Source organism: Marinovum sp. E3, assembly GCF_055755275.1.
Window position 1 is genome coordinate 24,024 of sequence record NZ_JBVTQV010000005.1, and the last position, 25,473, is coordinate 49,496.

Below are 25,473 nucleotides of genomic sequence, written 5' to 3' on the forward strand. Positions count from 1 at the left end.
AAAATGTCATTAACGGGCAACACGATGAACTACAGTTCGGATAACGATCCGGCGATCCAGGAATTTAATACCAGCAAGCTGCTGAAGAACGCACGTAAGCAAGCGGAAGATCGCAACTACAAAGACTTCTTCATTTGCGATGTGGACAGCCACCACTATGAGACTGAGGCCTTGCCGGAAATCCTGCAGTACATGGACGACCCAGTGATGCGCCATCTTGGCTTGTCAGCCGGTAACGTTGGTCGAGCCGGCCTTATTCCGCAGGCGATCGGTTCGCAGGACATGGCTGGGCGCGTGACGCGCTATGCGGGTCGGGACAAAGAAATTGTCCCCGAAGAGCCGCACCGCGACATCACTTTGGCCCGGCGCTGGATGGACGCGATGGGTACGGATATGGCGTGCCTTTTCCCAACCCCAATGCTGCTGTTGGCGACGCACCCCCAAGTCGAGGTCGAGGTGGCAATGGCCCGCGCCTATAACCGTTGGCTGAGCGAGCGCATTCTTGAAGAAGACAATCGCCTCGTATCCATGGTCTATCTGCCCATGAACGAGCCGCACGAAGCCGAGAAGATGATTGACGAGTTCGCCGAAAAGAAAGGCGTCGTTGGGTTCCTTTCGACTGGCTATCTCAAGCGCCCAGTGCATGACAGCGCAAACATGCGTATTTATGCCAAACTGGAAGAGCACGGAATGCCTCTTGGCTTCCACGCGGCTTATCACTGGGCCGACACCTCGTTGGCACAGCTGAACAAGTTTATCTCAGTTCACGCGCTTGGTTTCAGCTTCTGTAACATCATCCACATGACCAACTGGGTTATGAACGGCATGCCCGAGCGTTTCCCAAAATTGAAAACCATGTGGATCGAAAGTGGTCTGGCTTGGGTTCCCTTCCTGATGCAACGGCTGGACAACGAGTACATGATGCGTACATCCGATGCCCCGCTCTTGAAGAAAAAACCCAGCGATTACATGCGCGAGATGTTCTACTCTACGCAGCCGATGGAGCTGGTGGACAACCGCGAAGCGTTGGAGGTCACCTTCAAGATGATAAACGCAGAATCGCAGTTGCTCTATTCGTCCGACTACCCGCATTGGGATATGGATCTTCCGAGCACGATCTATGATCTTCCGTTCTTGGACGAGAAGGCCAAGCGGAGCATTCTAGGTGGAAACGCGCAGAAACTGTTCAATCTTGACCCAGTTATGTCCGAGTGGAAACTGGAGGCAAACGCCAAAGGTTGACGCCGTTCTCGTCGTCCGTTTCCAACAGGACACGCATATACGGATCGCTGCGAGGCTGCCCGGAGAACATCCGGGTGGCCTTTTTCATGCTCGAGCGGCGCGCAGTTTGTCTAACGGCGTGAGCGTCCGTTGAACCCGCCCTAACGGTGTCGAGGATGATGTGACCCCCGGAATCGCCCTCGATTCTGGTTAGGGTTTTTCGCTAGATTTCCCAGGCTGGGAGAGGAGCGGAAACGCATGAAGGCATCGAAGTTCACGGACGCGTAGAAGGCGTTCATCATCAAGCAGGCCGAGGACGGGACGCCCGTCGCGGAGGTCTGCCCGAAAGAGGACGCTGGTCGATGAGATGCTGGCGGATTGGCAGGTGTCGATCCGCCAGGCCTGTGCGGTGATCCGGTTCGGATACCGTCGTGTCCATGTGCTGTTGAAGCGCGAGGGCTAGGAGATCAATGCTAAGTAGACCTATCGCATTTACAAGGAATTGGGCATGCAGCTCAGGAACAAGACGCCCAAGCGGCGGGTGAAGGCGAAGCTACGAGAGGACTGTACGGAAGCCGTTGGGCCGAACGATGTCTGGGCCATGGACTTCGTGCATGACCGACTGGCAACGGGGCGGAAGATCAGAGTTCTGACGGTTGTCGACACCTTCTCAGGCTTCGTGCCGGTGCTTGATCCGCGGTTCAGCTATCGAGGCGAGGATGTGGTCGCTACGCTCGAGCGGGTATGCCGCCGTATCGGCTATTCGGCCACGATCCGGGTCGACCAGGGCAGCGAGTTCATCTCGCGCGACATGGACCTTTGGGCCTACCAGCGCGGCATCACGCTCGACTTCTCGAGACCAGGCAAACCGACGGACAATCCCTTCATCGAGGCGTTCAATGGGCGATTCCGGGCAGAATGCCTGAACAGCCATTGGTTCATGAGCCTTGAAGATGCGGCGGAAAAGTTGGAGGCTTGGCATAGAGACTACAACGAGGAACGGCCGCACAGCGCCATCGGGCACAAAGTCCCGGCGTACCTGATGAAAACAGCGCACGACACCAGCCCGTGTACCTGATCAAAGGGCGGAAACTCTGACAACCGCCGAGGGCGCGTTGGGTAGCACATTACATAGGCGGCACAGGAAATCTTCTGTCACACGTTTGATGGAGAAAATCTGGTCGTTGTTGTCTATATCTTCCTCCGATCTGCGGTCATTCGAAATGGCCTCTGATTTTAGGTGAGCATGCTCTTGCGGTTCCACTCTTCAGCAATTTTCTGCCCACTTGACTGGTCACCGCCGATTGGAATGTCGGCTTTTTTATCGCTGACGGGTGAGGTCCTAGGTTTCCAAAGGAAATAGCCGCCCACTGCACATGCAATAAGAAGTGCCCCTTTGACGCTTGGGGTTAATCGACGAATTTACGGCGCATGCGCCGTGCGCTCGCATCCAGATCGTCGCTCTTGCCAGTCCAACCTGGAACGCCGCCAGCGATCTTCGTCAGTAGCGACATATATTGCCGCCGCTCCGCCTTTGAAAGGGGCGCCAGCATGGACGCCTCCCTGGCCATGAGTTCGGGAATGAATGCACTATACGCACGCCGTCCCAGATCGGTCAGGTAGAGCAATTGACGGCGATTATCACCCGGATCGACATCTCGTGTAATCATGCCATTTTTGTTCAGCGCGTTAACTGCACGGCTTACATTGGTCTTGGAATGACCGGTCAGATCGCACATTTCCTGGGCCGCCACGCCATCGCGAAACGACAAAAAAAGCAGCAAGATCGCCTCGGATCGCTTCAGGCCAAGCTCATTTTCAATAACCCTGAATAAGGGCTCTCGATAGAAGTTGAGAATATAGGAGGCTTTGTAGGCGAACGGTATTTCAGTACCGTTCAGGATCGCATCGCGGTCCTGTAAACCCACATCCTTCTCATTTTTGCTTTCATCGGATTTCATAGTTGCATATGGAACGAATTCATCCTATCATATATACACTGAATAACATCTTAACGCCATGGGAGGTAATCATGAAAATCATATTGGTGCATGGAGGCTGGCAGGGCGGCTGGGCGTGGGACGACGTCGCCGCAGCGCTTGAAGAGAAGGGCCATGAGACCTTCCACCCCACAATGTTGGGCCACGAAAAGGACGACGACAGGGCCGGGGTGACAATTTCCAAAATTGCCGACGACCTCATTGCCAGGATCAAGGACCAAGGCTGGACAGAGTTCGCAATAGTCGGACATAGCGGCGGCGGCCCGCTGGCGCAATTGGTGGCTGACGCTATGCCGGATGCAGTAAAAAACATTACCTTTGTGGACGCCTGGGTCCTGCACGATGGCGAATGCATAAATGATGTACTGCCCGCAGAACTCGTGGGAGGTCTGACCGCGATGGCCAGCGCATCTCCTGACGACACGGTCCCCATGACCCGGGAGTTGTGGGACAGAGCTTTCATGCAGGACGCCAATGCGGAAAGCTTGGACCGGCTTGCGCAGCGGTTGATACCCTGCCCGATGGGATGGCTCGATCAACCGATCCGCCTCAACAGCTTCTGGGCGAAGAAACACCCATCTGCCTACGTCTTCCTCAAAGAAGATATGGCCATGCCTGCTGAGGTCTATCGCAACATGGCGTCCCGCCTGGAAAATCCCAAAACCGCCGAAAGTCCCGGCAGCCATCAGGCGATGATGACACGCCCACGCGAATTGGCCGACACCATCGACAGCGTCCTCTGATGCGTCCCAATGCATTGATCCCTGGAGGGTGCAGCTTCAGGTTGCCCCAAGGCAATGGAATCCAATGATTGAGGACGCATGCCTGTCCAAAACATCCGGCCCCCTTGGGCTGGATTGCGTTTACGCCGACATCATTGCCCCGGCTGACACCGATTTCGCAAGAACCCACGTCATGGTACACGGCGGCATGCACACTGGCGCCTGCTGGATGCGGACGCCGGATAACCGGGAAGGTTGGGCTTTACGGCTCGCTCGCACCGGTGATCGCGTCATATGCGTCGATTGGCCGGGGTGCGGCCGCAGCGGTTATGTCCCGCCCGAAAAGTTGACGGGACAGCTCGTTGCCGACCAGATAGCTGCGGCGGTAAAAACTCTCAAGGGCGAAATCATCCTCTGGACCCATTCTATGGGCGGCGCCATTGGCTGGCGGATTGCCGAATTGCTGGCCGGCCGGCTCAGCCGTTTGGTCGCGATCGCGCCTGGCCCGCCTGGCAACATCCAGCCAGTCGCCAAACTGATGTCTCAAGGCCCGGATCGATTGACCATGGAATTTGCCGGCGTTCCACTCGATGTACATCCGAACGGGCCGGTTGTGCTCAGCCATGAGGCAGCCCGCGCCAAACTCATAGGCTCAAGCACGCAGTTTCCCCGTCAACACACTGACAGCTACCTTGCCGGACTGCAGGCAGTCCCTCGACAACTTTTTCTGGAGCGTGTCAATTTCGAAGGTCAGCAATTGCGAATGTTGACCCCAAATGCACTGGCCGGGACCCAGGTTCTGATTGTCACCGGCGACAGCGACCCCGATCATCCCCCCGCTACGGACTCCGCTATCGGCGATTTCCTGACGGAACAGGGGATGATCAGCCGCTTTGTATACTTACCCGACCATGACATCACCGGAAACGGACACATGATGATGCTCGAACGCAACAGCGATCAGATCCTTGATCTTATCCTAGTTCTTATCAACGAGTCGTAGAGAATCAGCCCAACGCAAACACAGGATACGGGCTCTGCTCAGCGCTCGTCCAGTTGAGAAAATGGCGGGTATGACAGGGATTGAACCTGTGACTCTGGAGCAGCCCCCTGAAAGTGGTCCACCAACTGGGATAGCTTTGTCCCATAGATTGGAGGATCAGCGATGGCTGCAAAACGAGAGAAGCCGAAAGATATTGTATCTAAGCTTCGACAGGTTGAAGTGCTGCAGGGACAAGGTGTGACACTTGTCGAGGCGGTGCGTCAGATCGGCGTGACGCAGCAAACGTTTTATCGATGGCGTAAACTTTATGGCGGGATGCAGCGGTCACAACTTGCTCGGCTGAGAGAGATTGAGAAAGAGAACCAGAGGCTGAGACGGGCGGTGTCTAATCTGAGCTTGGACGAGCTCATTCCAACCGAGGCAGCCAGGGGAAACTTCTTAACCTTCGCGTCGCCGCAAGTGCATTGACCAAGTTCGGCAGGAACTGGGCGTGTCTGAGCGCCGCGCCTGCCGTACTTTGGCCCAGCACCGATTCACGCAGTGTAAAATTCCGCTGGGCTGTGTTGATGAGACACGTTTGACAGGCGACATCATCGAGCTGGCCGATTAGTACGGGCGCTATGAATATCGGATGGTGACGGGTCTGCTGAACAACGCGGGCTGGCTGGTGAACCACAAGCGGGTCGAGCGCATCTGGCGACGCGAAGGGCTGAAGGACCCCAAAAAGCAGAAGAAAAAGGGACGGCTCTGGCTGAACGACGGGTCGTGTGTGCGCCTGCGGCCCGAGCGACCCAACCATGTCTGGTCCTACGACTTCGTCCAGGACCGCACCGCTGATGGCCGGGGCTATCGGACGCTTACTAGCGGCGATCGCGACCCGGCTATCTCTTGAAGTGCGGCAAAAAACATAGACATCTAAGTAATCAGATGATAGCGTGCCTTAGCGTTCGATCAGTGAGGCGAAGATGAGCATCAAGAATATCCTTATTACGCATTCCGGGAGTGCTGGATTCCCGAGTGGCGTAGGTCATGCGACAAAAATTGCGGCCAAGCACGATGCATGGCTGACGGCGGTATATGGCAGCACTTCTTCCTACTTCGAACATGTTCTCGGCCTGACCGAAGACCTTCTCGGCAAGCTCGGAAATGTGCGGAATGAGAAAATCGAAGCTGCTCGAGCCTTTTTTGAGGAGCAAGCTTCTTCGGCTGGAGTGGCCGAACGGTCGCGTTTTGTTATGCCAAGCGAGATCGGAAAGTTAAGTTTGCCCGAAATCGCACGTAATTTTGATTTTGTGGTGACAGGCTACCACTCGAACCTTCCTACCGATGAATTTCGTGCTGTGAACCCCGATCTCATGGCACTACAAAGCGGCCGCCCAGTCCTTGTTGTACCCAATGGATACTCCACCGACAAACTTGGTTCACATGCTCTCGTCGCCTGGGATGGAAAGCGCTCGGCAGCCCGAGCGCTCAACGACGCTATGACGATCTTGGAGGAGAGACCGCGCAAGGTCACGATCTTGAGCGTTGGCGCGAGCCTGCCGAAAATGCCCGAAGGAACAGACATTGTCACCCACCTCCGACGCCATGGTGTTGACGTGGAACAGGTCGAGCGCCCCAAAGGCAAGAACGGCATAGCCGACGTTATTCAACGGACCGCTGCCGAGTTGGGGGCAAAGTTGATCGTGATGGGGGCTTTCGAACACAGCAAGTTTTCGCAAGACCTGTTCGGGGGCGTTACCCACGAAGTCATCAGGAGCAGCCAAGTGCCGGTGTTCATGTCCCACTGACCGCATCGTCGTGCCCTTCGGAGGGTGTCCTTTGCATGGCTCGCAGTGTCGCCCCCCGCGCGGGGCCTTCTGTACATGATCATGCAGGCTCGGCGAAGGATTGGCGGATTCGATCCATGAGCTGAATTTGCGGCGCGGAGAACACCGTCTTCTTGTCGTAGACTAGGAACAGTGGCATCGCAATTTCCAGCTCTGGTGTATCCACAAGGCGAAGCCCCGACGCCTCTGGGTCCCTCGGCAATGCGCTCTTGAAGACGAAACCGGCCCCGACATCGGCGCGGATCGCATTTAGGATCGGCTCGGGATGCCCGAAGGCCAGTACGCTGTTGGTTCTCACAACCCCAGCGGCGCGCAGCACCTCGTCGATGAGTTCTCGCGCCATTTGCCCCTTCGGCGGGGTGATCAGCGGCAATGTCCCTAGCTCATCGATATAAGCGACATCGCCGACCAATCGGCTCTCTATCGCGGCCACCAGATAAAGCGGCTCGCGCCAGAGCAATTCGATCTCCAACCGTGAGGTGTCGCGATTGTGATCAACCAAAGTGATCCCGAAGTCGCAATCCCCAAGCAGTACTGATTCCGTGGCAAGGTAGGGGCTGGCCATCGACACCGAAATCCTGGCTGATGGGAATTCCTTTTTGAACGCAATTATAGTTTCAGACAATTTGTAAGTGCCGGCCACCATCGACGAGGCGATCCGCGTTCGGCCAACCAGACCTTTCTTGATGTCTGCAAGGTCAAGAAACATATCTGAGCTGCGCTGAATAGTTTCCTTCGCCCAGGCAAGAGTGCGACGCCCGGCTTGTGTTAGTTCGATGTTGCGCCCAGCCTTGCGCACCAACTTGACACCAAGGCTCTTCTCAAGACTGCGCAGGTGGGCGGTAACTGCGGGTTGCGCGATATTCAGATACTCCGCCGCGCGGGTTACACTGTTGAATTTGGCGATCGTGCAAAAGACGTGCAGCTTGTGCAGCGTGAGGTTGCGCGACCGAAGCAAGTCTTTCGACAGCGTGTCGCTCGGTTCTTCTGGCCGATCTTTGGGCAATTCCTGTTCTCCTGTGTCAGGCATCCGGTTTGATGGCTCGGAAGCATACCAAAACCACAATAAATCAGTCGGGCAAGTTCAGGAATCAACTCAGTTGATTGAGCGCCCGGCATTAAATCATAACCATAGCCATATATATTGTCGACGTTTGCGTATTGGACGCGAGGCCGCTCGGCATCGCACAATCGGAACATTCCTGATCCTCGCGCGGCTATCGCAGCGGCTCGGGTGAAACAGTCGGCTATAAGCCTGTCGTCCAGAAGAGGCGAAGGTTCATACCATTTCAAGGGAGGAGGAAAGTTTGAAGGAATTTGCGTTCGGTACGGAGCCGCCCGGGTCCGGTAGGATTTGCGTCGTCGGGGCCGGATTCATGGGATGCGTCATCGCGACACTCTATGCGCATCACGGCTATGATGCGGTGATCTGCGACAGCAATCAGACCATGCTTGACACTTATGTGGAGCGGGCCCGCCCGATCGCGGCAGGACTGGTCGAGAATTCGGATGCATCGGAGGCCATGCTAGCCGGAGTGACACTTGAGCCGGATCTTGCAAGCGCAGTCGAAGGGGCCTTCCTCGTGCATGAAGCAGTGCAGGAATCCCTGGAAGTCAAACAGGCCCTGTTCGCGGAACTCGACAGAATCTGTCCAGAAAACATGGTGCTGGCAACCAACACCTCGTCCTTCCTGATCTCCGACATCGCCGCGCAAATGACGCGCAAAGAGCGGATGATGGGCATTCACTATGTTACTCCGGGTCATATCGTTCCGGTAATCGAGTTGATCCACGCGGCCGATACACCGGCGGAGTTGGTGGCATGGAGCCGCAAGCTGGTGCAGAACATCGAACATGTTGGTGTCGCGATCCTCGAACGTCCGGGCTTTCTTGTGAACCGAATTCAGTTTGCCATGCTGACCGAGATCTATCGTCTGATGGACGAAGGCTTGGTGTCGCGTAGCCCTTAATTGTGAGATGAGAAATCCAACGAAATCAACGGCCTTGCTTTGCCCTTAAATATGATATTTTGCCTTTAAATCCGATATTTTTGCCCTTAAACCTGAGACAGGGTTCGCAGCTTCGTGTGGCAAATATTGATGGATGATGATCGCGAAGACTTCGTTGCCGCTGGTGCTGAGGAGGCGCGCAGGGCGGCCGTTCTGCGTCCGCTTGTTCAGGCATATCTCAAAGGAACTGGCAGTCTGGAAAGTGGCATCAATGACGCCGTTTGGGAGCTTGGTGTCAGCAGGGCGACTGTCTGGCGCTGGATAAAGCGTCTGGCCGAAGAGGGTGGGCGCACCAGCGCGCTGGCTTCTCGGAAACGGGGCCGCCCGACTGGTACAACCTTGATATCCGGCAAGGTGGAAGCGGTGATCGAAGAACATCTTCGCCGTTATTTCTTACGGCGGGAACGCCCAAGCCTGTCGCGCATCGTGACAGAAATCCGAAGCGCGTGCTGGCAGCAGGGCTTGCAACCGCCGACACGTCGGACGGTTCAGCGCAGGCTGGATGCAATGGATGCCCGTGAAATTGCCAAGGCACGCGAAGGCGCAAAGGCGGCCCGCCAGAAATTTGCGCCGGTCGTAGGCGACAACAAGGCAAACCGGCCACTGGAGGTCGTGCAAATCGACCATACGCCTGCGGACATCATTCTCGTCGACAGTTTTGAACGCAAACCAATTGGGCGGCCTTGGGTCACGCTGGCGATCGACGTCGCAACGCGGATGGTGACCGGATATTACACCTCTCTCGAGGCACCTTCGCGTCTGTCGGTGGCGCTTTGCCTGACACAGGCTGTGGCCCCCAAGGCGGAACTTCTGGCGGAATTGGTGCGCAATGTTCCTTGGCCCGCGCAGGGTAAACCGCATAGCATCCACGTCGATAACGGGCGCGATTTCCGGTCGCATGCCTTTCGGTCGGCATGTGCAGAATGGGGGATCGATCTGGTCTATCGGCCGCCAGGCAGTCCTCATTTCGGAGGGCACATCGAACGATTGATCGGCACGATGATGGGGGCCGTGCACCTGTTGCCTGGAACAACGCAATCCTCGGTCGTGGCCAAGGGCGACTATGACGCCGAGGGCATGGCCACGATGACCTTAAGCGACTTCGATCGCTGGTTTGCTCTGGAAATCTGCCGCTACAACAACAGCATTCATTCAAGTCTTGGCTGCACGCCCGTTGCCAAATGGGAGGCGCTCTCAGAGCAAATGATGGGCGATATCCCCTTCGAGATTGAAGCCTTTCGGGTGAGCTTTCTGCCAAGTGAACTGCGCAAGGTCAGGCGTGACGGCATCCATCTGTTCCAGATACGGTACTGGTCCGATGCGCTTGCAGGCCACATCGGGCGCGGGGATGGAAAGGTGGTCGTCCGCTACGACCCTCGCGACCTCTCGGTGATCTGGGTCGAACTGGATAATGACCGATACGTCGAAGCTCGGTACCGAAACCTGGAAATTCCGCCTGTGTCGCTCTGGGAATATCGCGAAGCCATGAGGAATGCCCGTGCCCTTGGCAAGTCCGGGTCCAATGAGCTGGTCCTGGCTGAGCTGATCCGACAGCAACGCCAAATCGAGTCTGAAAGCCGGAGCCTGACGAGGGCCGAACGCCGATCCCGTGAAAGAAAAGGGACATTGGAGGGCGCCAACTCGGCCGTCTCAACAACCGAAGGGCTGCGCGCGATCGATACGGGTGATACATCGCGCCCATTGTTCAAGGTGGAGAGATGGTGAATTGAGGGCAGGAAAAACAGAGGAAGACGGTCGGATCACCCTCATTCAATCGGATATCTGGATTGGCTTTCCGCGGGCCGAACAAGTTCTGGACCGTTTGCAGTGTATGATCGAAGCGCCAAGGCAAACCCGTATGCCTGGCCTTCTTGTGCATGGCGCGTCCGGGATCGGAAAGACGATGATCGCCCGCAATCTTTCGCGCAGATATGCACCGGAATATGACCCAGCATCGGGAATTACGCGAACGCCGCTGTTACTGTTACAAGCACCACCAGCTCCCGACGAACGACGGTTCTATCTGCACATCCTGGCGACCGTCGGGGCACCGGCCACGGCACTGAGCGCGCGCGCTCAAAATGTGGCCTCCCTCGAAGTCCGTGTCGTCGCGCTCTTGCGCGACCTTGGCCTGCGGATGATCATGATCGACGAAGTCCACAACCTCTTGGCCGGGACCCACCGCGAACAGCGCCGCTTTCTCAATGTTCTGCGGTATCTCAGCAATGAACTCGAAGTGTCGCTGGTCTGCCTGGGGGTCAGCGAGGCCGTCGATGCCATCCGTGGTGATATCCAGCTTGCCAGGCGGCTGGACGAACATCACCTTCCAAACTGGCGCGACGACGCCGAGTTCTCGGACATGATCCAGACACTCATCGCGGCAATGCCCCTCGAGAAGAAATCCAATCTGAAGGTCAAGTCACTAAAGCAGATACTTGCGCTGACCGGCGGGGTGACCTCGCGCATCTTCGCCCTGATCAAGGATCTTTCCATCGACGCCATTGTCACAGGTGATGAATGCATCACCGATGACGCAATCGCAAAATGGACGCCGGTTTGGTCGCGCCATGCGAACCCCCATCGGCGGCTCGAGAAGTCCGGGGTGTGAAGCCGCACCCGCTGCCCAAGACTGTCGCGCCGCTGCCCGACGAGTTGTTGTCAGGTTGGTTGTCTAGGCTGGCGGCGGCCAACTACTGTGATGATGCGGAACTACTGGCTCATCTCAGAATCGATACCGCGCATGGCACCGCCTTGAACTTCAACGTCGACGCGGCTGCGGCGGCGAAGATTGCCAACGCCGCACGGATTGACCCAGATGTTGTGCGATCTTTGACCTTCCCAGCAATGACGACACGAGAAGCCTCGCTGACGGCCCAGATACCATTCCAGCATTGCCTGCAATGTTCCAGAGAGGGCCTTTCGCTCAAGCATTGGAGGCGAGCCTGGGCATTCGACTGCCAGGTTTGTGGGACGAGACTTGTGCCGACGCTCGGCAAGGCCAGTGGCGAACAGATGCCCGAAAAGCTGATAAATCGTGCGCGCAACGGCGCCGCGCGGCTTGAATACGCCGCGCGATTACGCAGCTCCAAGCAATTTCGGCGCGCAATGCGCGCGGTCACCTTTGCCATATCATTAAAGGCCTTCCGCGGAGATCCGTTATACGCTCTTCAGGGCCACAGGCTGGAAGTAAGGCTGTTTTGCCTTGCTGCAATTGATGCAGCCCAATCCCGTCCACTGGTCAAAGCGGCCATCTCAAGCTCCGGCATCGACGACTATGCAAGGGTTGCTCTATTGCGCGCCTTCGATAAGGAGCCACGTCTGCTTGCCGCGGTCGATTACATCGCCCGGCAGCGCGCGAAAAGCATAGGCGCGATGGCAGTGGAATCTCATAATTAAGGGCAAAAAATATCCCCGAACGCGTCGTGTCTCAGATTTAAGGGCAACGCGACAGTTGCCTGACCATGCTGCGGCTGCCATCCATGCGTTGATCTGCCAAGCGGAGGCGATTGCCGATCAGGCTGAGGCCCTGGAGAAACGGATCCTCGAGTGGCACCGGACGCACGAGACGAGCCGGCGACTGGCGACCATTCCCGGTATCGGACCGATCACCGCCAGCGCAATTGCTGCAAATGTTCCGGATCCGAGCCTGTTCCGCTCGGCACGACAGTTCGCGGCCTGGCTAGGCCTGACGCCACGGGCGAACTCAAGCAGTGGCAAGGATCGACAGACCGGGATCAGCAAGCAGGGTGATGGATATATCCGGCGACTGCTCGTTTCCGGCGCGACTGCGGTGCTTCGCTTTGCAAGGCAGGGCGATGCCGGCAAGGCTTGGATGCTTGGGCTTAAAGCACGCAAGCGACCGAAAGTCGTTGCGGTCGCGCTCGCCAACAAGACTGCCCGGATCGCTTGGGCGCTCCTGCGCCGCAACGAGATCTACGCGGCCCCTGTCTCCTGAGCGCGGAACCGCTGACGGAATGCGTGAAGCTGAGAAGAGATGACAAACCGGTCGAACCGGGGATCGGGACACCCCAGGGGGTCAAGGCGCAGAAAGCGCGCAATTTTGATTGGGACCCGATCCGCGGACTTCATCTGGGCCAGCGGCTAGACCGCACCACAAAGGCCGTAGACATGACTGCTTTCGGCATAGGCGCGTCAATTCCCAGCTTGCGCAGCAGGGGTCGTCCAGACATGGGAACACTTGCCCTCGCCAGAGATGCCCACTGCGCGTTGGCGACGGTCCACCAATGACTTGCGCCACCGGACCTGTGGGGGAACCGGCGCAGCGCCAGTTCCCCATCGGCTCATTCTGCCGGAACCCAGGGCCGGTTATAGGCTGCCACGCGCCAATCACCGTGTTCGATGAACCGGGGGGCGCTCCCGGTTTCCAGCGCCTCGGCTGCGGCGTTCAGCGCCTCGGGCGATGTCTCGGGCCAGGCGCCCGTTTCGATCCGTTCGACCAGGGTCTCGACGATGGCCGTGCTTTCGGCAGCCGTGAACTCGCAATGGCCCGTGCCCTGGACCAGCGACTGCCGATACAGATCGCCGGTACCCTGCTCCTGCACCAGCGCGCCGTAGCCTTCCATCAGCGTGTAGGGAATGGCCCAGTCGCCCAGCATGTGGATGCGGATCGCCGGAACCTGCAGATCGCCGGTCGTCGTGCGCCCGTCTGCGGCCCAGAAATCGCGCGCATAATCCGAGGCCGCGATGCGGGGGGCGGCGTCGATCCTGGCAATGTCGGCCTGAAGGTCCAAACCGGCCTGTTCGTAGAGCGCCTCAACCGTCCGCGCCATCGCGGGTGCGGCATTCTGGTAGAAGGCGGCATAGTCGACCCCCTCGTTCCCGGAAAGTTGCTGCCCCGATGCGGCGTTTTCGAACAGAAGCCGCGAGGACCCGCCAACATTACCGCCGATGCGCAGCGCCGAGGCCACGATCATGTCGGCCATGGCGCCGGCATCCGCGGTGTCGGGTAGTTCGGTCCCCTCGACCATCCACGGCGACCACTGTCCGATGGCGAAGGCAAGCGCCAGCCGCGCGCGGCCCTCCGGGCTTTCGCCCGCCGTTTCGATGGCGGCCATCCAGGACGCACGGATCGCGTCAAGGCTGCGCTCGCCACCCGCTCCGGCATTGGGCAGGCCGACGATGGCGAGATCGCTGGCCGGACCGTGCCCAGCGGCCTCATAGCTTTCGCCCAGCAGGGTCTGCATGGCGAACCAGCCATCCAGGAAACTGCTCATGATCCAGACCGGCGTATGGGCGGCAAGCACGGCGGCACCGTCGATCCTGTCCGGGTAATCCTCGGCCGAAGCGAGGCTGTCGAGCCCTCCGCCAGAACAGCCGTATTGCAGCACCATGTCAGGAGCGCGCTCCAGGTCCGTGAAAATGTCCTGAACAGCTTGTAGATTCAGGATTTCACGCTGCGGATCGTATTGCCACAGGCGCAGCGGGTGCCGGGCGAGCCCGGCGAAGGCATAGCCACGACCGAGCAGGTCGTCATACCGCTGGACCGCTGACGCGACCGAAACGTTGCTGGCGAAATCCAGATCCCTGAGTAGTCGACCATTCCAGTTCTCGGGCACGCGGATCAGCCATGCCGTCCCGTCCGGCAGGGTTCCCGCATGTTCGTTGAAGGCGGGCTGCTCCTGCGCCGACGCGAGCGGGGCGAAGCCCGCGGTCAGAGCGAGGCAAAGCACCACCATTCCGGTCCGCGAACGCGGGCCGGCCAAATTGGCTGTCCGTGACATGAATTTCCTCCAGTTTGATGCAGCGATGAAATCCGGCTCCTCTTCCGGGGAACCATCGCCGGGAAAAACATAGATAGCTAATTATTAGTGTCAAGGGCTCTGATGCACAAATCGGCTTAAGGCCGAGGTTCCCCTTTCCCCGGACGGACTTATCCCACAGCTTCCGTGACGGGTATTCCGAGCGCGGTGTAGCCGTTCAGGACGGCGATGCGGACCTGGAGTTCGGCGACCTGTCGATCGAAGTCCCGTGCCATGAGCCGCTGGCCCAGCAACTTGATACAATGCATCTTTGTCTCGACGCGGCTTCGGCGGTGGTATCCACTCCATCGTCGCCAGAGCGCGCGGCCCAGGTATTTCGCCGCGCGCAGGGCCTCATTTCGCGCCACGGCTCCGGCGGTGATCGTCTTCCAGGGCTTCGCGTTCTTGCGGGGCGGGATGACGGCATGGGCACCGCGATCTGCAATCGCATCGTGGCATTTGCGCGTGTCGTAGGCGCCATCAGCCGTAACGCTACCGATTTCCTGGTCCTGCGGGATTTGGTCGAGAAGGTGGGTAGGATGGGCGCATCACCGATGTGGCTCCCGGTGACTTCGACGGCCCGGATCTCCAACGTTTCTTCATCGATCCCAAGGTGGAGCTTGCGCCAGACGCGCCGTTTCGGGCCGCCATGCTTGCGTGCGTGCCACTCGCCTTCACCTTCGACCTTGATCCCGGTGCTGTCGATCAGCAGGTGCAACGGCCCCTTGGAGCCGCGGTAGGGGATGTTCACGGCCAAGGTCTTCTGGCGGCGAGATAGCGTGCTGAAGTCGGGCACCGTCCAGTTCAGGCCGACCAGCCGTAGCAGGCTCTCGACGAACCCGGTCGTCTGCCGGAGCGCCATGCCGAACAGCACTTTCATCGAGAGGCACGTCTGGATAGCGGCATCGCTGTAGGTCTGCTGGCGGCCACGCCTGCCTGTCGGCGCGGCATCCCAGCTCATCTCGGGGTCAAACCAGATCGTCAGCGAGCCCCGGCGCTTGACTGCTTCATTGTAGGCTGGCCAGTTCCTGGTCTTGTAGGTCGGGGGTATGGGTCTGCTCATGCAGCCTGACTAACAGACTGGATTCGCAAGGTGAAACCTTCACAGCATTTGCGCAACATGTATAACCGCCCCTTGCGCAAGAGGGTTTCTGGATCAGTTTCGCGCGGTGTCGGGTGCTGACATGTATCCGGCCTCTGTTGCGGCCATCATCACGCCGCGGGCCCGTATGGTGTTCGCAGGTCGGGTCCAGATCAAAGCCGCGTGCTCGATGGCACTCTGTTGCGCTCTGGTTCTCCCGATCCCGTCTCACGACCGTGCGCCAAACGTCTCCTTGCCCTCTTCCGCTCCGACGTCCTCGCGACCAGTGACGGCTTACGCCGCAGCGGTCGGAGACTGGTAGGCGCCGCCTCGGGCCATCAGCGCCCAGACGATCCGCGCCATTTTGTTCGCCAGCGCGACCCGCACCAGCATCGGCGGCTTGCGCGTCAGCATCTCGCCAAGCCATGTGCCCGGCCGGGCAGCGGCATGAACATGCCTGTCGCGTAGCCCTTAATTGTGAGATGAGAAATCCAACGAAATCAACGGCCTTGCTTTGCCCTTAAATATGATATTTTGCCTTTAAATCCGATATTTTTGCCCTTAAACCTGAGACAGGGTTCGCAGCTTCGTGTGGCAAATATTGATGGATGATGATCGCGAAGACTTCGTTGCCGCTGGTGCTGAGGAGGCGCGCAGGGCGGCCGTTCTGCGTCCGCTTGTTCAGGCATATCTCAAAGGAACTGGCAGTCTGGAAAGTGGCATCAATGACGCCGTTTGGGAGCTTGGTGTCAGCAGGGCGACTGTCTGGCGCTGGATAAAGCGTCTGGCCGAAGAGGGTGGGCGCACCAGCGCGCTGGCTTCTCGGAAACGGGGCCGCCCGACTGGTACAACCTTGATATCCGGCAAGGTGGAAGCGGTGATCGAAGAACATCTTCGCCGTTATTTCTTACGGCGGGAACGCCCAAGCCTGTCGCGCATCGTGACAGAAATCCGAAGCGCGTGCTGGCAGCAGGGCTTGCAACCGCCGACACGTCGGACGGTTCAGCGCAGGCTGGATGCAATGGATGCCCGTGAAATTGCCAAGGCACGCGAAGGCGCAAAGGCGGCCCGCCAGAAATTTGCGCCGGTCGTAGGCGACAACAAGGCAAACCGGCCACTGGAGGTCGTGCAAATCGACCATACGCCTGCGGACATCATTCTCGTCGACAGTTTTGAACGCAAACCAATTGGGCGGCCTTGGGTCACGCTGGCGATCGACGTCGCAACGCGGATGGTGACCGGATATTACACCTCTCTCGAGGCACCTTCGCGTCTGTCGGTGGCGCTTTGCCTGACACAGGCTGTGGCCCCCAAGGCGGAACTTCTGGCGGAATTGGTGCGCAATGTTCCTTGGCCCGCGCAGGGTAAACCGCATAGCATCCACGTCGATAACGGGCGCGATTTCCGGTCGCATGCCTTTCGGTCGGCATGTGCGGAATGGGGGATCGATCTGGTCTATCGGCCGCCAGGCAGTCCTCATTTCGGAGGGCACATCGAACGATTGATCGGCACGATGATGGGGGCCGTGCACCTGTTGCCTGGAACAACGCAATCCTCGGTCGTGGCCAAGGGCGACTATGACGCCGAGGGCATGGCCACGATGACCTTAAGCGACTTCGATCGCTGGTTTGCTCTGGAAATCTGCCGCTACAACAACAGCATTCATTCAAGTCTTGGCTGCACGCCCGTTGCCAAATGGGAGGCGCTCTCAGAGCAAATGATGGGCGATATCCCCTTCGAGATTGAAGCCTTTCGGGTGAGCTTTCTGCCAAGTGAACTGCGCAAGGTCAGGCGTGACGGCATCCATCTGTTCCAGATACGGTACTGGTCCGATGCGCTTGCAGGCCACATCGGGCGCGGGGATGGAAAGGTGGTCGTCCGCTACGACCCTCGCGACCTCTCGGTGATCTGGGTCGAACTGGATAATGACCGATACGTCGAAGCTCGGTACCGAAACCTGGAAATTCCGCCTGTGTCGCTCTGGGAATATCGCGAAGCCATGAGGAATGCCCGTGCCCTTGGCAAGTCCGGGTCCAATGAGCTGGTCCTGGCTGAGCTGATCCGACAGCAACGCCAAATCGAGTCTGAAAGCCGGAGCCTGACGAGGGCCGAACGCCGATCCCGTGAAAGAAAAGGGACATTGGAGGGCGCCAACTCGGCCGTCTCAACAACCGAAGGGCTGCGCGCGATCGATACGGGTGATACATCGCGCCCATTGTTCAAGGTGGAGAGATGGTGAATTGAGGGCAGGAAAAACAGAGGAAGACGGTCGGATCACCCTCATTCAATCGGATATCTGGATTGGCTTTCCGCGGGCCGAACAAGTTCTGGACCGTTTGCAGTGTATGATCGAAGCGCCAAGGCAAACCCGTATGCCTGGCCTTCTTGTGCATGGCGCGTCCGGGATCGGAAAGACGATGATCGCCCGCAATCTTTCGCGCAGATATGCACCGGAATATGACCCAGCATCGGGAATTACGCGAACGCCGCTGTTACTGTTACAAGCACCACCAGCTCCCGACGAACGACGGTTCTATCTGCACATCCTGGCGACCGTCGGGGCACCGGCCACGGCACTGAGCGCGCGCGCTCAAAATGTGGCCTCCCTCGAAGTCCGTGTCGTCGCGCTCTTGCGCGACCTTGGCCTGCGGATGATCATGATCGACGAAGTCCACAACCTCTTGGCCGGGACCCACCGCGAACAGCGCCGCTTTCTCAATGTTCTGCGGTATCTCAGCAATGAACTCGAAGTGTCGCTGGTCTGCCTGGGGGTCAGCGAGGCCGTCGATGCCATCCGTGGTGATATCCAGCTTGCCAGGCGGCTGGACGAACATCACCTTCCAAACTGGCGCGACGACGCCGAGTTCTCGGACATGATCCAGACACTCATCGCGGCAATGCCCCTCGAGAAGAAATCCAATCTGAAGGTCAAGTCACTAAAGCAGATACTTGCGCTGACCGGCGGGGTGACCTCGCGCATCTTCGCCCTGATCAAGGATCTTTCCATCGACGCCATTGTCACAGGTGATGAATGCATCACCGATGACGCAATCGCAAAATGGACGCCGGTTTGGTCGCGCCATGCGAACCCCCATCGGCGGCTCGAGAAGTCCGGGGTGTGAAGCCGCACCCGCTGCCCAAGACTGTCGCGCCGCTGCCCGACGAGTTGTTGTCAGGTTGGTTGTCTAGGCTGGCGGCGGCCAACTACTGTGATGATGCGGAACTACTGGCTCATCTCAGAATCGATACCGCGCATGGCACCGCCTTGAACTTCAACGTCGACGCGGCTGCGGCGGCGAAGATTGCCAACGCCGCACGGATTGACCCAGATGTTGTGCGATCTTTGACCTTCCCAGCAATGACGACACGAGAAGCCTCGCTGACGGCCCAGATACCATTCCAGCATTGCCTGCAATGTTCCAGAGAGGGCCTTTCGCTCAAGCATTGGAGGCGAGCCTGGGCATTCGACTGCCAGGTTTGTGGGACGAGACTTGTGCCGACGCTCGGCAAGGCCAGTGGCGAACAGATGCCCGAAAAGCTGATAAATCGTGCGCGCAACGGCGCCGCGCGGCTTGAATACGCCGCGCGATTACGCAGCTCCAAGCAATTTCGGCGCGCAATGCGCGCGGTCACCTTTGCCATATCATTAAAGGCCTTCCGCGGAGATCCGTTATACGCTCTTCAGGGCCACAGGCTGGAAGTAAGGCTGTTTGGCCTTGCTGCAATTGATGCAGCCCAATCCCGTCCACTGGTCAAAGCGGCCATCTCAAGCTCCGGCATCGACGACTATGCAAGGGTTGCTCTATTGCGCGCCTTCGATAAGGAGCCACGTCTGCTTGCCGCGGTTGTTTACATCGCCCGGCAGCGCGCGAAAAGCATAGGCGCGATGGCAGTGGAATCTCATAATTAAGGGCAAAAAATATCCCCGAACGCGTCGTGTCTCAGATTTAAGGGCAACGCGACACCTGGCAATATGCCGATGAAGACCGTGAGAAAGCCCAAACCGTAGCTGCCGACCCAGGCGGCGGGTTGGCGCAGGGCGGCATAGTCGACAAGGGCATAAGCGGCAAGGTTCCAGGGAAACCCCGTCAGGATATGACCCCGCAGCCACTCCGTGACCACCCAGCAGGTTGCAAACAGAAGGCCCGCCGCAATGCCGCCGAAAGCTCGGCGCTGCATGATGGCGGCAAAAAGCATCGCCGCCATGCCCGGGAAGATGGCAAGTCCGGCGGACAGACCCGCGACCGCCGGGATCGCCAGTGCGCCGAAACGTTCGGCATCGACGTAAAAGCTCTCGGCGATCCAGGAAATTCCAATCCCGAATTGGCCCAGTCCGAAAGCCCAACCGACAAGGAAAGCGCGCGAGGTTGAGATGTTCCGGAGAACGATAAAGAGCACTGAGAAGGCGACAGGGACCGCCATGAGCCAAGAAAACGGCGGAAGGGTCAAAACCGTCAATCCGCCGGCAACAAGGGCAAGACCCATGCACTGGAACAGGTTCGGGTCCTCACTAACGATCTGCGGCAAACCCGGCTTCATGAATCGGTCTGAAGTCGAGCGCCAACCCACGGCGCAATGAGCAGCAGCATCACGCCGCCAACCACAAAAACATCGGCCATGTTGAAGGCAGGCCAGTGCGCCGTCCCGATGTAGAAATCGAGGAAATCCGTCACCGCACGATAGCGCAGGCGGTCCAGAATATTGCCGAGAGCACCGCCGATGATCGCACCATAGGCAATGGCCTCGACCCGGCTGCTGGAACGGATCAGCATAGCCGCCAACCAGACGCAGATGCCAAGTGCCAATACGACAAGGCTCCACCACGGCGCACCGCCGAGAAGCCCGAAGGTCACCCCGTCATTGCGCAGGTAGATGAGATTGAAGCCGGGAAAGACCGATACGCCGGAACTAAGAACAGTCGCATTGGAAACAACGATTGCCTTCGTTGCCTGATCGACAAGAAAGGCGATCAGAGCAGCAAGCAGACCGACGAAGAGGCAAGATCTCATCCGCTTATCCCAGCCAGACGTCGAGGAACAACATGATCACAAGACCAACCGCGAGGCCGAGCGTCGCCCTGTTCTGATGTCCGGACCGGTGGGTTTCCGGAATGATCTCGTGGCTGATGACATAGAGCATCGCCCCTGCTGCGAAGGCGAGACCCCAAGGCAGCAGCGGTTGCGAGATGCCGATGATACCCGCGCCGATGAGCCCGCCGACGGGCTCGACGAGACCGGTCAGGGCGGCGATGCCCCAGGCGCGAAACCTGGAATAGCCCTCGCCGAGCAACGAAACCGCCACCGCCAGACCTTCGGGGGCATTCTGTAATCCAATACCGATCGCAAGTGGCAACCCGCCCGACAAACCGTCAGCCCCGAACCCGACGCCGACGGCAAGCCCTTCGGGAAAATTGTGGATAGTGATCGCGATGATGAAAAGCCAGACGCGCCGCAGCGATGCGGCGTCGGGACCTTCCCGCCCCGTCTTGAAATGTTCATGCGGCAGCCGTTCGTTCATCAGAGCGACCGCGCCCATGCCAAGCAGGATCGCAACACATACGATGGCCGCCGGGAGAGCACCGTTGTCGAACTGTCCTTCAGCTGCGTCGAGAGCCGGGATGATCAGCGAGAAGAACGAAGCCGCGAGCATGACACCCGCCGCGAAGCCAAGCAGCAGATCGCGCGTGGCCCGGGACGGGATGCGCCCAAAAAGAACGGGGACCGCCCCGACCGCGGTCAGCGATCCGGCGGCCAGGCTTCCAAGAAAGCCAAGCGCTATGGGGGAGAGGGGTTCCAATTGTTAAGGTTCTGCCGCGAGTTCAGTCAGGAGCCGAGTAGCTGGTGTAGACCTCGGTCGATCCGTCTTCGTGGATCAGGAAGACATCGTAAGCCTCCCGGTCGTCCTCCGGTCCCATGCCGGGCGACCCGTAGGGCATTCCCGGCACCGCCAGGCCTACCGCGTCTGGCCGGTCCTCCAGCAGGCGTTGGATGTCAGCCGCCGGCACGTGGCCCTCGATCACATAGCCGTCGACCAGAGCAGTATGGCAGGACACCATGCGCTGCGGCACGCCATTGTCGAGTTTGAAGCGCACAAGAGATCCTCCGAACATGTCCTCGCCCATCGGCGCGAAGCCATTCTCCTCGAGGTGCTTCATCCAGGACAGGCAACAGCCGCAGCCGTTTGTCTTCCGGACGTCGATCTGAATCGTCTCTGCGACGGCCTGCGCCGCGGGAAGCAAGGCAAATGCGATGGCAAGGGCGGGAGTAAATCGTTTCATGGATCAAAGCCTTTCGGTTGTCGTCTGTGCAAATTCGCTGGCGAGCCTCTCAGCAAGAAGTGAACGCGCCTCACGCAGTCGCTCAAGCGCGGCCGTGTCGTCCGCTTCACGCTCGGCCGCCTCTGCCAATCGGTCGTCAGAGAGAGGGTCGGTTGGGCGACCGTCCACCAGCACTTCGTAATGTAGGTTGGGGCCTGTCGCGGTACCCGTCGCACCGACCCGCCCGATCATATCTCCGGCCATCACGCGTTGCCCTTGTGTGAGCCCGTCCGGTACGGCGCTCAGATGCGCATAGCGCGTCAGGGTGTCGGAGCCATGAGCGATCTCGACGACCCGGCCATACCCACCGCGTCGGCCGATGAAGCGAACGCGGCCCGGCGCCGTCGCCTGTACCGGCGTGCCGCGCGCCGCCGCGAAGTCGACCCCTGTGTGCATCCGTACATTGCCGTAGACCGGATGGGTGCGGCGCCCGAACACAGAACTCAGCCGTGCACCTTCGACCGGTTGCGCAAACACGCGCAGGACTTCTCCGTCGACATAGATCGTCGCTTGGCCGCTGCCGTCGTTCGGCCAGACGATTTCATAGACCGAGCCATCGATATCCAGTGCGGCAAAGGCAAGCTCGGGCTGACCAATCCTCTTGTTCCCGTCTCGGGCCTCGCGCCAAAGGAGGCGCATCGTCTCGCCACCCGCAAGATCACGACGGAAATCCACGGTGCCGCCCAGCATCTGCGCCAGGTCCACCGCAAAACGGGCGGGGATGTCTGCCGTGTCTAGGGCGGCGAAAATCGAGCTCTCGATCACCGCCTCGCCAGCGAAAGTCACCAATTCGGGATCCGGCTCCAACACGCGGGCGGCAAGCTGTTCGCCGAAGACCGCCTCTATCCGGACACCGTCATCGACGGCTAGTTCTACACGACGCGGGTTGTCGTCCGTTGTGGAAACCACGGTAATGATGTGACCCGGACGCAGACGGCGCAGATCGTATTCCGCGCCAATCGCCAAGGCGATTTCGGCGCGATCCGAAGCATCCAGCCCCGCATCGGAAAGGACCGCATCAAGCGTCTCGCCCGACGCAATCTCGCGCGACCAGGTGACCAGCTGGGGCTCGATAGATGGCAAGGAGGTATCAGCGGGGGAAACGGTCAGGAGGGGCCGGGGTCTGAACTCGAATGCGATATCTGCCTGGGCGAGTGTAGGGCGGACCGAATTGGTTTCGGTAATCCGAGGCGGCGCAAGCGGATCGGGAGTCCAGAGGGTCGCTTCAGCAATCGCAGGGGGCACCGGTTCTTTGGACAGAACGCCAGAGATGGCGATGGCGGTCACCGAAAATGCGCCTGCGACCGCAACGGCCGCCAAGACAGTTCTTATCTTCATGTTGCCCCCTCTACGTCTTCTGTCAGTGCGCGCCGGATCTTCGGCACCGCGAATTCTCTTGGCTCGTGATAGTCGATCATGGTGACGAGCTCACCCTCGGCATCGAACAGGAATACGCTTGCCGTATGGTTCATCGTATAGCCGCCGCCCTCAGTCGGGACGCGCTCAAATGAGGCACGAAACCCTTCTGCAGCGCGGGCAATCTGGTCTTCCGGCCCCGTCCAACCACGAATGACCGGATGAAAATAGCCGACATATTCGGCCATGGCCTCGACCGTGTCCCGCTCCGGGTCGACCGTGATGAAGACCACGTTCATCTCTGATGCTTCGTCGCCCAGTTCCTCAAGCCAGCCGGAAATATCCGATAGGGTCGTCGGGCAGACGTCCGGGCAGTAGGTGAACCCGAAAAACACCATTGTCGGACGACCGATCAGGTTGCCAGGCCCTACCTCATTTTCCTCGTGGTCGGTCAGCCGGAACTCCATCGCCGATAGGGGCAGGGGCCGCTGCCCTTTTGGTTCAGGCGCACCGGGCCCGTCCACCCGCCACCAGCCCACGAAGAGCGTCAGGCCAAGAACGCCGGCACCGGCTGCGCCGTATAGAAGGACCTGCCGACGTTGCATCAGCCCTCCGGTCCACGCGCGGCGATTCCGAGGATTGGGACCTCGACCGTCACCTTGCCGCCATCCGAGAAGGTCAGTGTCAGCGGGAAATTCTCGCCTTCGGTCATCGGCTCTTGCAGCTTCATGAGCATGGCGTGCAACCCGCCCGGCTCCAATGCCACGCTTTGGCCGGGCTCAATCGTGATCTCGCCTGCAGGTGCCATGGAACTGACGCCAACGGAGTTGGTTTTCGACTCATGGATCTCGGGCATCATTGCCAGCGGTGTCGCAAGTCCGGTCAGCGTAACGGCGTCTTCACCCGTGTTGCGCACGGTCATATAGGCGGCACCTGGCCTGTTGACGCCGATCGAGGCGCGGGACCACGCATTCTCGACCACGACATCCTCCGAACCGGCCAGTGCGGGGGCCGACAGCCCTGCAACCGTCAAAAGCACGGCCAATGCATTGGTATATCTCAACTTCTTCACCACTCGTTTCTCCTGCCTCCGCAAATCAGCTTTGGCTTGCCGCAACTTCCACTGCCACCAGCCTCCGCAATTCGGCCTCACCGAACGGATCGAGAGGCTTGCCGTTCACGAAGAACGTGGGCGTTTGGCGGACCCCGACTGTCTCGACATCGGCGCGGTCCTGGTTGAGCACCGCCACAACACCGGGGGCCAGCATCTGTGTCCGGGCAGCTTCGACATCCAGACCTCCGCTTGCTGCAATCTCAAGGATCAATCCGGGTGCCGGGGTCCCGTGAGACGCCCATCTGGGCTGCTCTCGCAAGACTGCCTCGAGCACAGGTTCAAACACGTCCTGCATGCGCGCCGCCTCGAGCACACGGATCGCTTCTACCGACGCCTCGCCGTGAAAAGGCGTATAGCGGATTACAACGCGCACCGCGTCTCCGTGCTCCGCCATGATATCCTCGACGACCGGATAGAAAGCGCGGCATGCCTCGCAGGCCGGGTCGAAGAATTCAACGATGGTTACGGGCGCATCCTCGGGCCCGAGGATCGGGGAATAGGGTCGGATCAGCGCGTTGGCCATTTCAGGGTCGATGGGATCGGACGCGGCAATCGGGTCGGGGCGGGTGGCATACCAGGCGGCCCCGCCGAAACCGGCGACCCCGAGCGCGAGAACGGACAGGATGAGGCCGCGTCGTTTCATTCTTGTGCTTCCTTCAGTGAGAGAGCCGACAGCAGCCCGATCACCACGAAGGCGACGAGCGCCATCAGAGGAATCGGAATGCCGAAGACCAGTTGATTGTCGTCAGTACAGGATGGGCCTGTCGCCGTGCAGGGCTGGATGCGTTCGGGGATCAGCTCGACATAGAGGCCGAGGTGCCAGAGCGCTATGGCGGCGCCCCCGATTGCCAGCGCGATCCCGTAGCGACCCACGCGCCGATCCTGCCACCACAGCCCGAGCCCGAGGACGATGGCCAAGGGAAACATGAAGGCACGCTGAAACCAGCAAAGCACGCAAGGTGTCTGCCCCAGAACCTCGCCGATGAAGAGCACTGCAAGCGACGCGGTGAGCGCGATGATCCAGGCCAGCCCGAGGGCCGTCTCTCCGGAAAGTCGGGTCATG

The 25,473-nt window shown here is 59.3% G+C and carries 22 protein-coding genes and 6 pseudogenes; 14 read left to right on the top strand and 14 right to left on the bottom strand.

Features of this window, described 5'->3' with window-relative positions:
- Nucleotides 1–3 precede the first annotated feature (3 nt).
- Nucleotides 4–1,242, top strand: coding sequence for an amidohydrolase family protein (locus AC0J5K_RS20970; RefSeq protein ID WP_274566159.1), 1,239 nt, complete (start codon nucleotides 4–6; stop codon nucleotides 1,240–1,242).
- 394 nt (nucleotides 1,243–1,636) lie between these two features.
- Nucleotides 1,637–2,299: pseudogene (locus AC0J5K_RS20975) on the top strand (IS3 family transposase); the annotation flags it as partial.
- Nucleotides 2,300–2,630: 331 nt separating this feature from the next.
- Here the strand turns inward: AC0J5K_RS20975 and AC0J5K_RS20980 are convergent.
- A complete protein-coding gene (locus AC0J5K_RS20980; protein WP_074743516.1) occupies nucleotides 2,631–3,182 on the bottom strand; it encodes a MarR family winged helix-turn-helix transcriptional regulator in 552 nt (183 codons plus the stop codon).
- A 71-nt stretch (nucleotides 3,183–3,253) separates the two neighbouring features.
- Here AC0J5K_RS20980 and AC0J5K_RS20985 point away from each other — a divergent pair, with 71 nt between their 5' ends.
- The 4 genes and pseudogenes from AC0J5K_RS20985 (at nucleotide 3,254) to AC0J5K_RS21000 (ending at nucleotide 6,736) form a co-directional block, all read left to right on the top strand.
- On the top strand, nucleotides 3,254–3,964 hold the full coding sequence (locus tag AC0J5K_RS20985) for an alpha/beta fold hydrolase (protein ID WP_274566154.1): 711 nt from the start codon (nucleotides 3,254–3,256) through the stop codon (nucleotides 3,962–3,964).
- Nucleotides 3,965–4,028: 64 nt separating this feature from the next.
- Nucleotides 4,029–4,946 carry an alpha/beta fold hydrolase gene (locus AC0J5K_RS20990; protein ID WP_099249683.1) on the top strand — a complete coding sequence of 306 codons (918 nt, stop codon included), beginning with the start codon at nucleotides 4,029–4,031 and terminating at the stop codon, nucleotides 4,944–4,946.
- Between the two features lie 162 nt (nucleotides 4,947–5,108).
- A pseudogene (locus tag AC0J5K_RS20995) lies at nucleotides 5,109–5,808 on the top strand (IS3 family transposase); the annotation flags it as partial.
- A 103-nt stretch (nucleotides 5,809–5,911) separates the two neighbouring features.
- Entirely contained in the window at nucleotides 5,912–6,736 is an 825-nt protein-coding gene (locus tag AC0J5K_RS21000) for a universal stress protein (RefSeq protein ID WP_235872053.1), read from the top strand.
- A gap of 79 nt (nucleotides 6,737–6,815) precedes the next feature.
- Here AC0J5K_RS21000 and AC0J5K_RS21005 read toward each other — a convergent pair whose 3' ends face one another.
- Nucleotides 6,816–7,781: a LysR family transcriptional regulator gene (locus AC0J5K_RS21005; protein ID WP_274566150.1), complete on the bottom strand. Its 966-nt coding sequence runs from the start codon at nucleotides 7,779–7,781 to the stop codon at nucleotides 6,816–6,818.
- 301 nt (nucleotides 7,782–8,082) lie between these two features.
- Here AC0J5K_RS21005 and AC0J5K_RS21010 point away from each other — a divergent pair, with 301 nt between their 5' ends.
- From AC0J5K_RS21010 to AC0J5K_RS21030, 5 genes and pseudogenes are all read left to right on the top strand, one after another.
- On the top strand, nucleotides 8,083–8,745 hold the full coding sequence (locus tag AC0J5K_RS21010) for a 3-hydroxyacyl-CoA dehydrogenase family protein (RefSeq protein WP_099249681.1): 663 nt from the start codon (nucleotides 8,083–8,085) through the stop codon (nucleotides 8,743–8,745).
- A gap of 129 nt (nucleotides 8,746–8,874) precedes the next feature.
- Nucleotides 8,875–10,509, top strand: a complete 1,635-nt coding sequence (locus AC0J5K_RS21015) for a Mu transposase C-terminal domain-containing protein (RefSeq protein ID WP_024099411.1) — start codon at nucleotides 8,875–8,877, stop codon at nucleotides 10,507–10,509.
- Nucleotide 10,510: 1 nt separating this feature from the next.
- Entirely contained in the window at nucleotides 10,511–11,392 is an 882-nt protein-coding gene (locus AC0J5K_RS21020) for a TniB family NTP-binding protein (protein ID WP_024099410.1), read from the top strand.
- Nucleotides 11,389–12,180, top strand: coding sequence for a TniQ family protein (locus tag AC0J5K_RS21025; protein ID WP_007803196.1), 792 nt, complete (start codon nucleotides 11,389–11,391; stop codon nucleotides 12,178–12,180). Before AC0J5K_RS21020 ends, AC0J5K_RS21025 begins: the two co-directional genes overlap by 4 nt.
- A gap of 43 nt (nucleotides 12,181–12,223) precedes the next feature.
- Nucleotides 12,224–12,739: pseudogene (locus AC0J5K_RS21030) on the top strand (IS110 family RNA-guided transposase); the annotation flags it as partial.
- Nucleotides 12,740–13,085: 346 nt separating this feature from the next.
- Here AC0J5K_RS21030 and AC0J5K_RS21035 read toward each other — a convergent pair.
- From AC0J5K_RS21035 to AC0J5K_RS21045, 3 genes and pseudogenes are all read right to left on the bottom strand, one after another.
- The gene (locus tag AC0J5K_RS21035) at nucleotides 13,086–14,525 is read right to left on the bottom strand and encodes a hypothetical protein (protein ID WP_024099412.1); all 1,440 of its coding nucleotides are present in this window, start codon (nucleotides 14,523–14,525) and stop codon (nucleotides 13,086–13,088) included.
- Between the two features lie 149 nt (nucleotides 14,526–14,674).
- A pseudogene (locus tag AC0J5K_RS21040) lies at nucleotides 14,675–15,528 on the bottom strand (IS5 family transposase).
- A 390-nt stretch (nucleotides 15,529–15,918) separates the two neighbouring features.
- Nucleotides 15,919–16,083, bottom strand: a pseudogene (locus AC0J5K_RS21045) (IS110 family transposase); the annotation flags it as partial.
- Between the two features lie 145 nt (nucleotides 16,084–16,228).
- Here AC0J5K_RS21045 and AC0J5K_RS21050 point away from each other — a divergent pair.
- The 3 genes from AC0J5K_RS21050 to AC0J5K_RS21060 are packed head-to-tail and all read left to right on the top strand — an operon-like array spanning nucleotide 16,229 to nucleotide 19,534.
- A complete protein-coding gene (locus AC0J5K_RS21050) occupies nucleotides 16,229–17,863 on the top strand; it encodes a Mu transposase C-terminal domain-containing protein (RefSeq protein WP_024099411.1) in 1,635 nt (544 codons plus the stop codon).
- Between the two features lies 1 nt (nucleotide 17,864).
- Nucleotides 17,865–18,746, top strand: coding sequence for a TniB family NTP-binding protein (locus tag AC0J5K_RS21055; protein ID WP_024099410.1), 882 nt, complete (start codon nucleotides 17,865–17,867; stop codon nucleotides 18,744–18,746).
- The gene (locus AC0J5K_RS21060; RefSeq protein ID WP_008335465.1) at nucleotides 18,743–19,534 is read left to right on the top strand and encodes a TniQ family protein; all 792 of its coding nucleotides are present in this window, start codon (nucleotides 18,743–18,745) and stop codon (nucleotides 19,532–19,534) included. Before AC0J5K_RS21055 ends, AC0J5K_RS21060 begins: the two co-directional genes overlap by 4 nt.
- A 50-nt stretch (nucleotides 19,535–19,584) precedes the next feature.
- On the opposite strand, the pseudogene AC0J5K_RS21065 reads toward AC0J5K_RS21060, so the two are convergent.
- The 9 genes and pseudogenes from AC0J5K_RS21065 to AC0J5K_RS21105 all read right to left on the bottom strand — a co-directional run.
- Nucleotides 19,585–20,163, bottom strand: a pseudogene (locus tag AC0J5K_RS21065) (apolipoprotein N-acyltransferase); the annotation flags it as partial.
- The gene (gene lspA / locus AC0J5K_RS21070) at nucleotides 20,160–20,633 is read right to left on the bottom strand and encodes a signal peptidase II (RefSeq protein ID WP_048535494.1); all 474 of its coding nucleotides are present in this window, start codon (nucleotides 20,631–20,633) and stop codon (nucleotides 20,160–20,162) included. The gene lspA and the pseudogene AC0J5K_RS21065, both read right to left, overlap by 4 nt.
- Before the next feature lie 4 nt (nucleotides 20,634–20,637).
- Nucleotides 20,638–21,420, bottom strand: coding sequence for a ZIP family metal transporter (locus tag AC0J5K_RS21075; protein WP_048535492.1), 783 nt, complete (start codon nucleotides 21,418–21,420; stop codon nucleotides 20,638–20,640).
- Between the two features lie 22 nt (nucleotides 21,421–21,442).
- Nucleotides 21,443–21,901 carry a DUF411 domain-containing protein gene (locus AC0J5K_RS21080; protein WP_050532589.1) on the bottom strand — a complete coding sequence of 153 codons (459 nt, stop codon included), beginning with the start codon at nucleotides 21,899–21,901 and terminating at the stop codon, nucleotides 21,443–21,445.
- A 3-nt stretch (nucleotides 21,902–21,904) separates the two neighbouring features.
- Nucleotides 21,905–23,278: a M23 family metallopeptidase gene (locus AC0J5K_RS21085; RefSeq protein WP_152453299.1), complete on the bottom strand. Its 1,374-nt coding sequence runs from the start codon at nucleotides 23,276–23,278 to the stop codon at nucleotides 21,905–21,907.
- On the bottom strand, nucleotides 23,275–23,901 hold the full coding sequence (locus AC0J5K_RS21090; protein WP_152453297.1) for an SCO family protein: 627 nt from the start codon (nucleotides 23,899–23,901) through the stop codon (nucleotides 23,275–23,277). Before AC0J5K_RS21090 ends, AC0J5K_RS21085 begins: the two co-directional genes overlap by 4 nt.
- On the bottom strand, nucleotides 23,901–24,371 hold the full coding sequence (locus AC0J5K_RS21095; protein ID WP_005647556.1) for a copper chaperone PCu(A)C: 471 nt from the start codon (nucleotides 24,369–24,371) through the stop codon (nucleotides 23,901–23,903). Before AC0J5K_RS21095 ends, AC0J5K_RS21090 begins: the two co-directional genes overlap by 1 nt.
- A gap of 22 nt (nucleotides 24,372–24,393) precedes the next feature.
- Nucleotides 24,394–25,053 (bottom strand): DsbA family protein, encoded by a 660-nt coding sequence (locus AC0J5K_RS21100; protein WP_050532586.1) that lies wholly within the window; start codon nucleotides 25,051–25,053, stop codon nucleotides 24,394–24,396.
- The gene (locus AC0J5K_RS21105; protein ID WP_046002647.1) at nucleotides 25,050–25,472 is read right to left on the bottom strand and encodes a disulfide bond formation protein B; all 423 of its coding nucleotides are present in this window, start codon (nucleotides 25,470–25,472) and stop codon (nucleotides 25,050–25,052) included. The genes AC0J5K_RS21100 and AC0J5K_RS21105 overlap by 4 nt, the downstream gene beginning before the upstream one ends.
- Nucleotide 25,473: the final 1 nt, after the last annotated feature.